3 protein-coding genes are annotated in these 1167 nt (G+C 72.8%); 2 read left to right on the top strand and 1 reads right to left on the bottom strand.

Features of this window, described 5'->3' with window-relative positions:
• Positions 1–195, top strand: a 195-nt coding sequence (locus G4D87_RS39125; RefSeq protein WP_205507891.1) for a hypothetical protein, incomplete at its 5' end; no start/stop codon positions are given.
• 51 nt (positions 196–246) lie between these two features.
• A complete protein-coding gene (locus G4D87_RS37985) occupies positions 247–918 on the top strand; it encodes a hypothetical protein (protein ID WP_240358945.1) in 672 nt (223 codons plus the stop codon).
• 31 nt (positions 919–949) lie between these two features.
• On the opposite strand, the gene G4D87_RS37980 is transcribed toward G4D87_RS37985, so the two are convergent.
• A partial coding sequence (locus tag G4D87_RS37980; protein WP_163787619.1) for a hypothetical protein occupies positions 950–1167 on the bottom strand: 218 nt, incomplete at its 5' end.

Here is a 1167-nt window from a genome sequence, read left to right as displayed (position 1 = left end):
CACCTGCGGAGCCGGGAACCGCACCCCCGGCTCCGTCATGGCCTTGGCCATTGCGCGCCCGGCGAGGAGGCCCCGGTGGTGGCGGAGGCCTCCGACGCGTCGCGCAGGGGTGAAGATGAGAGCCACGCCCCCACCGCGCCACTGCGGGAATGCGACACCCCGGGTGTCCCCCGGTCGAACCCGGTGGAGCCATGAGGCGCACGTCCTCCTGTCCGGTCTATGCTCCGCGCGCCGAAAAGAGGGTGGATGAGCAACGGGTCGTTGTTTGCGACGGACCAGGTGACCACGCAGGCGCGGTACCAGTGGCACCTGTGGGTGGCGGATGTGCTGGACCTGGGGACGTCCGTCCTCGTGGGGTGGGGCGCGTTGCGCGCGCTGGAGCAGGACCGCACCCCGCTGTCGATGCCCCTGGCCATGGCCCTGGCGTGGCTCACCGCGTCCGCCGTGGGCGGGGTGACGGGCCGGAGCTTCTGGCGACAGGTGGCCGGGGTGAGGCTGGTGCACGCGGAGCGCACGCCCGGGCTGCTCCGCGGCCTGGCCCGCGCCTTCACCACGCCGCTGGACCTGCTGCTGAACGCCGTGCTGATGCGCCGTCCCCTGGACACGCTGCTCGGCCTCCACGCGGAGCCCGTCGTTGCCGGCGCGGGCCCCCGCCTCAAGGGCGTGGCGCTCCAGTTGCCCTGGCTGGCGGTGCTGGCGGGCGCGGTGTGGCTGCTCGTCACCCCCACCAAGGCGGAGATGCTCCAGTACCTGGGCCGCACGCTGACGGGCTGGCACTGCTGCCATGGCACGCGCGAGCTGACGTGGCAGTGCCGCACGTCCCTGGACCGCGCGGCGCGCAACGCCCGGAGTGGAGACGTCGAGGCGAAGGCGCTCGTCGCCGACTGCCCCGTCGCCGGCGCGCGGCTGGCGCCGTGAGTCCTCCGCGTCCGTCACGACGCGGAGCGCCTCAGCGCAGCTTCACCCGCAGCTCGCCTTCCTTGCAGAGGACGCCCAGGTAGCCGGAGCCCACGTCGAAGTTCGGGTTGTGGCGGAAACGGCTGGCCGTCTTCCGCTCCCCGGCCTTCACCACGCCCAGCCACGCCGCTTTGCGGATGTCCTTCACCACGTAGCACTCCGTCCAGTCGATGGACTCGTGGTTCTGGACCTCCACCCCCGGGTCCAGGA

It is taken from the genome of Myxococcus vastator (genome assembly GCF_010894475.1).
Classification (GTDB): domain Bacteria; phylum Myxococcota; class Myxococcia; order Myxococcales; family Myxococcaceae; genus Myxococcus; species Myxococcus vastator.
Note: the sequence above shows the minus strand (reverse complement) of the source record. Positions and strands in the feature narration are given on the sequence as shown.